Raw genomic sequence first — 3,493 nt, 5'->3', positions numbered from 1 at the left:
CGCGGGCGGGGGCGGCAGCTCGACCGGCGGCGGTGGCGCGACGAACGCAGCCGGCGCGGGCGACGGCGCAGCGGTGACCAGCGGGGTCGGCGGCGGCGGGGTGCGCGTCACCGGCTTGACCGGTGGAGGCGGTGGCGCCGGCGGCGTGGGCGGCGCCGGTGGCGCGATCAGGTTCACGAAGATCGGCGCCGCTTGCACGACGGCCTCGCGCACCGCAGGCACTTGCAGGATCGCCCAGCCGGCACCCAGGTGCAACGCGGCAATGCCGGCGACGACGGCACGCAACTGCCCCGGCGACAGCCCGTCGGTGCGCACCGGCCGGCGGCTGAGCGGCGGCAACGGCGGAGGCGTCGCGGAGACGGGAACGGCGGCCATGGTGGGGGTGGGGTGCGGCGAGGGACAACTTCAAACAACTTCAAAAACTTTAACATAAACAAGAATGATTCTCATTGTGTGACCTTGAACGCGGTCAACCGAGGGGGATGCAGTTCATTGCGTGAGGGTTTTCGAGTGAGACATCCGGCCGGGTTGAGCCGCCGAACCCGGCTTCCTAGACTCCGCCGCTCCTATCAACTCGAAGATCAGGGGTGTCTCATGAAACACGCACGCGGCTGTCTGTTGATCGCCTTCAGTTGGGCGATCACGCAGCCCTCACTGGCCCGCTATGTCCAGTCCGATCCCGTCGGACTCGCCGCGGGCACCAACACCTACACGTACGCCGACAACGACCCGCTGCGCTACGTCGATCCGAACGGGCTGTGCCCTTGCGGGGAATCGCTCGATGTCCTCCAGTTGGCGCGCTCGGACCGGCGCGACTGGAGCAAGGCCGCCGATCGGTCGGACGTCAACAGGGCATTCGGGCCAGGAACCTACAAGTGCAACCTGTTTGCCGACGAGCAATTCGAGACTGCCGGGTACCACTTGCCGAACATCGGTGGCGGCGTCCTCGCACGTGCACTGGAGATGTACCCGCCCGGCGCGCAGAGCCTGTCAACGTCGGACTACACCGTTCCCGGCTGGCCAGTCGTCACGGGGCCGGCGCAACCCGGCGACCTGCTCGCATGGCAAGGGCACGTCGGCATCGCATCGACCAACGGCCGGTCCATTTCCGCTTCACCAAAAGGGGTGACAGAGAATGACTGGGGATTCCGCTCGGGACAGACTCCCGTCATTCGCCGCTGCACATGTCCAAGATGAACGGCCTTCGGCTCTGGCCGCGTGGGGCCATCGTGACACTCGTTCTGACCTGCGTCGCGCTCACCAGCGTGTCCGCGTGGGTCTACGTGCACACGCGCGAAGCCTATCGCGCAGTGGGCTTCAACGATGGTCGCCTCCACGAGCGCGAGTTGATGCTCGACAAGATTCGGCACAGCACCCGGCTGGAAGCCTGCAGCGCTCGCTCCGCCGCATCGGCCGTCGAGTTCGTGTCGGTCAAGGCCGAGTCGGTCTACCTGCATGTGGTCGATGGCGGCCATCTCCGCTTCTGCCAGTGAATCTGCCAGTGGAATCGCCGCGCCAATGAAAACGGGCCGCGCGAACGCGGCCCGTCGGTTCAAGCCCTCACGTCACTTCGCGACGATCACCTGAGCCTCAGTCCCGGCCTCGCGCCGCAGCATCACCAGGAACCCGGTCTGCGACGGCGACGCCGCCGCGCCGCCCACCGGCGTCAGCGTGTCCACGCGCTGGATGCGCAGGCTGCGCACGATGCCGCTGCTGTCGCCGTTGACCGCGTAGCGCGGCTTGGACGGCGTGAAGGTCATCGTGGCGAACGCATCGGTCACGTCGCCGCTGTAGTAGTTGTCGTAGCCGATCGCGGTGAAATCGAACTGCTGGTCCGGCGTCAGGCCCAGCGCCGCGAGCGGCACCGTCATGATCATGTTCGCCGAGTTGAAGTCCGCATCCGCGTAGTAGAAGGCGCCTCCCGCGCCGGTCGCCAGGTTCACGACATTGATCAGGTTGATGCCGGTCGCACCGAACCCGCCCTGCTCCGCGTTGTAGACCGCGAAGTCCGGCACGCCGTCGCGGTCGACGTCGATGTCGACCTCGAAGCCCGCCGGGTAGTTCGGCGTCGCGCGCCGCCCGAAGGTGCTCAGCGCGAACTGCAGCGCCCCCGCATCGGCCACGTAGCGCACGCCGATCGCGCGCATGTCGACGAACGCGAAGTTGTCGCCCGGCTTCGGCAGCTCGGCCGGGTCGGCCTTCTTGCTGGTGCCGGTGAGCGCGAAGATGTCGAACTCGCTGTCGGCCGCGCCGACGTTGCCCATCAGGATGATGCCGCCCGGCCAGTTCGGGCGCACCGCTGCCACCGCGAGGTTCTGCGCCGCCTTGCGCGGCAGGATGTGCCACGGCACGCTCAGCAGCTCGGTGCCGGCGGTGAGCGTCAGGTAGCCGTCGTACTCCGGTGCGTCGAACAGGTCGCCGCTGCCGCCTTGCGCGCCGGCCTCCAGCGTCCAGTCGGGCAGCTTGGCGGGGTTGACGCGCAGCTTCACGGTGACCACCGCGCGGCCTCCCGCCGCAACCTTCACCGAACCCGGTGCCGAGATCGTCACCGCGCCGCTGGCCTGGTCGTCGGCGAAACGGAACGCGCTCTTGATCGCGAAGGTCTTGGCCGTGGTGCCGAAGTTCTCGACCACCAGCTTCTTCTCGTACTCGGCCGGGGCCGACACCTCCTGCGCGCCGAACGACAGCGCCGCCGACAGCGAGGTCGGCTCATAGGCGATGGCCTTCAGCGCCAGCGCCTTGTCGACCCGCACCTCGCCCGCGCCGATGCGCGTGATCGGCGCCAGCACGCCGGGCAGCAGCGCCGGGTTGGTGTAGATCTGGTTCATCGCGCTGTTCATCAGCATCGCCTTGATCTGCAGCGGCGTGCGCGCCGGGTACTTGCCGATCAGGATCGCCGCAGAGCCCGCGATCATCGGCGTCGCGCCCGAGGTGCCGCCGAAGGCTTCCTCCTCGGTCCCGCCACCGGCCACCGCCGACACCGAGGCGCCGGGCGCGCCGATCTCGGGCTTGATGGTCTGGTAGCTGATGCTCGGGCCGCGCGCCGAAGTGCTGGCCATGCTGCCGACCAGCGGCGTCTTGGTGCCGTCGCTGACCGTCACGTTGACCGGTGCCGCGATGTTGGCCTTGATCTTGTTCGACGTCGACTGCGTGATCACCAGCGTCGGCACGAAGTGCGTGCCGCCGCCGTTGCTGAACGACACCGCGTCGCCGGGGGCGACCAGGCCGATCAGCACGCCGGTGGCACCGGCCGCGCCGGCCGCATCCACCTTCAGGCTGACCGAGCAGGTGCCGCGGTCGATCAGCGCCACCTTGCCGGCCGGKTCGGCCAGCAGCGGCGTGCCCGGGCAGGCGGTGCCGACGAACACCACGTCGCCGCTGAAGCCGCCGGCGATCGGCGCCCAGTCGACCGTCGCGGTGTTGCCGTAGGTGCCGGCGATTGAGGCCGGCGAGTTGATCTTCAGGCCGAAGGCGACGGCGCTCGGCACCTGCG

At 68.8% G+C, this 3,493-nt stretch carries 3 protein-coding genes and 1 pseudogene; 2 read left to right on the top strand and 2 right to left on the bottom strand.

The features are described from left to right. Window positions 1–375, bottom strand: a pseudogene (locus AC1D15_RS22655) (energy transducer TonB); the annotation flags it as partial. 219 nt (window positions 376–594) lie between these two features. Here AC1D15_RS22655 and AC1D15_RS22650 point away from each other — a divergent pair. Both AC1D15_RS22650 and AC1D15_RS22645 read left to right on the top strand, forming a co-directional pair. Beyond that, the gene (locus AC1D15_RS22650) at window positions 595–1,197 is read left to right on the top strand and encodes an RHS repeat-associated core domain-containing protein (protein ID WP_477827740.1); all 603 of its coding nucleotides are present in this window, start codon (window positions 595–597) and stop codon (window positions 1,195–1,197) included. Beyond that, window positions 1,185–1,493 carry a hypothetical protein gene (locus tag AC1D15_RS22645; protein WP_477827739.1) on the top strand — a complete coding sequence of 103 codons (309 nt, stop codon included), beginning with the start codon at window positions 1,185–1,187 and terminating at the stop codon, window positions 1,491–1,493. Before AC1D15_RS22650 ends, AC1D15_RS22645 begins: the two co-directional genes overlap by 13 nt. 72 nt (window positions 1,494–1,565) lie before the next feature. Here AC1D15_RS22645 and AC1D15_RS22640 read toward each other — a convergent pair. Further along, window positions 1,566–3,493 (bottom strand): DUF8811 domain-containing protein (locus AC1D15_RS22640; RefSeq protein WP_477827738.1); only part of this gene is annotated, 1,928 nt, incomplete at its 5' end.

This window comes from Rhizobacter sp. P2_H2, assembly GCF_056403375.1.
Note: the sequence above shows the minus strand (reverse complement) of the source record. Positions and strands in the feature narration are given on the sequence as shown.

Coding starts and splice junctions, on each gene's coding strand:
- AC1D15_RS22650 (WP_477827740.1), top strand. CDS start 595: ATGAAACACGCACGCGGCTGTCTGTTGATCGCCTTCAGTTGGGCGATC.
- AC1D15_RS22645 (WP_477827739.1), top strand. CDS start 1,185: ATGTCCAAGATGAACGGCCTTCGGCTCTGGCCGCGTGGGGCCATCGTG.